The 4670-nt window shown below is 43.3% G+C and carries 2 protein-coding genes; both read right to left on the bottom strand.

What is annotated here, in order from left to right:
* Positions 1-4156, bottom strand: a 4156-nt coding sequence (locus tag WEIDD23_RS03770) for a KxYKxGKxW signal peptide domain-containing protein (protein ID WP_156469565.1), incomplete at its 3' end; no start/stop codon positions are given.
* A 165-nt stretch (positions 4157-4321) separates the two neighbouring features.
* Positions 4322-4670: nucleoside hydrolase (locus WEIDD23_RS14445; RefSeq protein WP_242865418.1), on the bottom strand; the 349-nt coding region annotated here is incomplete at its 5' end.

The raw sequence follows: 4670 nt of genomic DNA, 5'->3' as shown, positions 1-4670 counted from the left end.
CCGTGACATTCTTGGTCATGTCTGCAATGTCGCCATCAACCTTTTGTTGCGCCTTTTGGATATCATCTAACGTTGACTTGTCATCAGCTGCAACCTTCTGCAAGTTATCCTTGTCAGCTTGCAACGTTGACTGATCAGCTTGGTCAGCAATGTTAGTTGGTACGTCTGCCGTCACGGTCTTTTTAGCCGTGCCGATAGCGTTCTTACGGTTGTCCTTCAACGAGTTCAAGATACCATCAATGATAGTTTGTTGCTCATTGACTTCCGTCAACGTAGTCGTACTATCGTTCTTAGAATCAACCAAGTCCTTCAACTTTGCAACAGCCGTTGACAAAGTATCTTGGTCAGCCGGTGCTAATTGCTTGATTTGGTCGATTAAATTAGTAGGCTCTTCAACAGTCGCGTTGCCCTTAGCCGTGTCCAATGCAGATTTTGCGTTAGATACGGCTTCATCCAAATCACCAAGCGCCTTATTTAAGGTATCCGTGTTTAAGTCTGCTGCATTCAAGACGTCATTAACTACCTTCTTGGCCGCCGTAACAGACTCAGAATCAGAAACCTTTGCTTCAACCATCGTATCAACGGCCGTTTGAACCTTCTTGATTGCTTCTTCAATCTTTGTCTGCGTTCCGTCAGCAATCGCTTGCTTCAAGCCATCAACTGTCAACTTAACTTCTTCATCGAGATCAACATTTGGTTGGGCCTTGTCAACTTCGTTATTTCCGTCATCAACTGCAGATTGACGCTTTTGCTCAACAATAGCAATATCATCCGCCAGCTTTTGACGAGCATCGTCAATGGCTTGCTTCGTCGCCGTCACATTGTCCTTTGATGTTAACTGGTTTAATTCCGCGACATCATCAGCAATGGATGTTGTATCTTGATCAGCATACTTATGCGCATCTGCGGTCCAAGAAGCTACAGCATCGTTGGCCGTTGTCTTTGCAGTAGCTAGTTTTGAATTTGCGTCACTAACCACTTCATTGAAATGACTTTGCGCTTTATCAATAGCACTTTGATCGTACGTTTTAGCATTTAAAGCATCATCAACAGCTTGCTTAGCTAGCTTAACGTTATCATCATCAGAAAGATTAACGGCAACAACCGTTTCATCTGCCACCTTCAACTTTGCAACAGCTTGATCAATTTCAGTTTTCGTACCACTCTTCTCAATCGCCTGAACATCGTCAACTCGCTTCTTCACATCGTCGTTCTCAGAATTCTTAACAGCTGCAACCACAGTATCGGCATCTGACTTTGCTTTCGCTAACTTGGTAGTAGCGTTAGTCACTGCATCATCAAAGTTAGCCTTTGCTGTATCAGCATCCGTTTGCACATATGGGTTTGCATCGAGCGCATTATCAACAGCGTTTTTTGCAGCATTAAGTGCTTCGTCATCCGCGATATCTGTTGAAACGACCGTAGAGTCTGCAATTTTTAGTTTTGCTGCTGCTTCATCAATTTCTGATGTCGTGCCATTCTTGACTGCATCTGCTACCGTCACCAAACGTCGTTGCACTTCTTCGTCGTCAGTGTGCGCAACTGCATCGGCAGCCATGTCAGCCAATAGAACAGAACGTTTGTGCACAATATCTTCGGTTGTTGCCGTCTTATCAGCAACAGCAGCATCAAGCGCCTTCTTAGCTTCCTGAACAATAGTTCCCATGTCATCTGTTACCAGGTTACTTGCATTTTGTCCTTCCAAAACGGCGCGAGTGTGCGCGACGTCTTCAGGTGTAGCTGAGTTGCTTGTGTTTTTATCCGAAAATGATGATACTGCTGTAGCTAAATCAGCAGCACTAGTTGCCAAATCAGTCGCGTTCGCTGCCGTATTCTCAAGTTTCATCAAAGTTGAAGTAACAGCGTCAACTGTATCTAGCTTTGCAATTGTCCCTGCATCAGTCGCCGTTTTTAGTCCTGAAATAATACCATCAATTTGGTTGGAAATCTTCGTCAACTGTGTAATAGCTTGAGTAATATCATCTTTGTCTTGTTGCGTCTTAGCTGTTGCTAGTGCCGCCGTCGCCTTATCAATACTCTTCTGGACATTTTCTTTAGCCGTTTGAGCAGTTGTCACTTGCGCATCAAAAGCACCTTGATCAACCGTGTAAATAACCGTCAGATTAGTATCTGTTCCAGCAACAGCCTGCAACTTTTTGCTTGAGTCAACCTTTAAGCCTTTGATTTCTGGTGCGTCATAACTTGAAACATAGTGTCCATCAGTTTCTGCAACACTATCTTTACCACCATTAATTTGCACAGTCTCTCCAGCAAGTGCTGTTACGGTGTTTGAATTAACCAAACTGGTTGGATCGTTCTTAAACTGATAATTAATTGAAACATCATTCAACACATTCTTAGCTTGGAAGTAAGAAATTCCGCCGAAAAATGACTGACCATTTCCACCATTTCCACCAAACAATCCTAATGCCATTTGCGTCTGAACTAGCACCGTCCCCGTAACTGAACTAAGCAAATATTTATCCTTGTCAGCTTGCGAAGGTGTACCTGAAATGGCCGCAAAATTTGAGTACTCAGAGTATGTCAAGTCAGCATAAATATACGTGTGCTTCACACCATTAGCATCGGCAATTTCAATCGTCTGTAACTTACCATCGACACTCTTAGGAGTCCAGATATAGTCGAAATACACACCTTGGCTCAAATAATTTGTAAACAGAGTTGTCTTATTTGATCCATTTGCGTTTGTAACATAATCTGTTATCCCCAGAGAAGAACCATCGACACCATTTTTAGCATCTGAAGCTTTTGCGTAACCGACTGTTGTTCCATCCGTTTTAACTGTTTGGCCCAGAATATCTTTAGCACCATTACCGCCATTAACCGTAGTCTTCGTTTCAGCATACAACGCACCATTTGCATTGGTTTGTCGAAGGTGGACTAATAATGGATTAACGTCTCCTGTTCGACCATAATACAAATCTCTTCCCGCAATAAGAGCGTTAGAAACACCTTCGATACCATCACTAAGGTTCAATGTCTTCAAGTTGGTTCCCATTTTTAGGGTTCCCATGTCTTCAACTGCTGTAGGCGTCATAATCATACCCACAGCTTGTCCACCACCGTATTTTCCGCCACCTTGGTTAGTTTTATTCCCAGTTGTTTCGGTATTGGTAATGTCACCCAATTTACCGTTCACAATTGGTACAACTTTATAACCACCACGTACTTCAAATGCCTTTGTAGTATCAACCTTGGTTCCGTAGGCTAACGTTCCCCCTTCATTCGTAGCTTGTGGGACGATAGCTTGCCAATCAATATCACTTTTTGAAATATTTGATGGTGTTGCTATCGGATTAAATGAATGTGCTAAATCATTTGCTACAACAATTGCGGAAGAAAGATCCGATTGATTTGTAATATACTTTCCATCAACATATGAACTATTCATTGTGATGCTACCAGTAATATCACCCGTTTGCTTAAAGTTAGGTGTAACCTGTCCAGAACCAGAATACGTTACCTCTGACTTTGCTTGCGCATTACTCGTCACGATATGAGAAGAAGCAACTAATGAGTTACTTTTTACGGACCAGGTTGCATTTTTTGGTGTTGCACTATAGGTTGAAATACCATTATCTACAGCAGTCACCGCTGAATCTGGTGTCGTCTCTGCGTCTGGCGTCGTTCCCAATGCATACGCCTTTTCGCTCTCCGTATCCTTAACCGTCACCGCATCAGCTGGCACAACCACGCTACTTGCCAATGATTGTGACACAACTGAAGAAGCGTCTGATGACACTGCAACAGACACTGATGATGTTGATGAAACTGACTCAGTCACAACTGAGCTTGCTACTGAAGATGAAACAACGACGCTACTTACGACTGATGATTCTGACGTAGCAGAAACTTCAGCGCTCACTGAAGAAGCAGGTGCTGGCGTTGCACTTGCACTTAACACAACTGAATTCGTTGTGGCGTTATTAGTTGTCTCAGCTGGTGCTTGGCTGTCAGCTACTGGTGCAACAGACGAATCTACCCCATCCGCTGATGCATCCCCAGGAACCATCATCAAGCCACCCAACAATGACAACGTGGCCATACCAGCGACTACCCAGCGCTTTCCGGCCTTGTACATTTTGTAGTGAGACTTCACTTCAAAGTTACCTTTGTTCATATTAAATTGTCGCATTATTCTCGAACCCTCTATAAATATCTCTTACTCTTTGTAAAAAACATTTTAAGTCCGAATTGTGAACAGAGTATGAATTTAGGGAATTTCACTTACAAAAAATACGATAATATGTACCATGAGCGCAACAAAAAACGCCATCCTAGTTTGGATAGCGTTTTCAGCTTAATAAGCTGTTAATGAACTTAAGATTAAGTCGACAAATTTATCGTTATCTAGCGTGGTCATCAACGTCGCATTCGGTTGCTTGCCCGTCATATTATGTTGGTCAACAACCAAGTGGCCACGCGTCAACTGCCCCTGCGTTTCAACGTCTACGTAGTAATCTACCCCGCTAAACATTGTGGGGTCAATCAAGTACGCAATTACTTCTGGGTCGTTTAACACCACCGGTGCCGTCCCACTGTAATCACCGTAATGGTCCATCAAATCTGCCGCGACTTGCGCGACTGGGTTATCAACCGAACGCATCTTAGCAACCGTTTCAGCCGTGATGACACCTTGTTCCGTCAAA

Source organism: Weissella sp. DD23, assembly GCF_001579105.1.
Taxonomy (GTDB): Bacteria; Bacillota; Bacilli; order Lactobacillales; family Lactobacillaceae; genus Weissella; species Weissella cibaria.
Note: the sequence above shows the minus strand (reverse complement) of the source record. Positions and strands in the feature narration are given on the sequence as shown.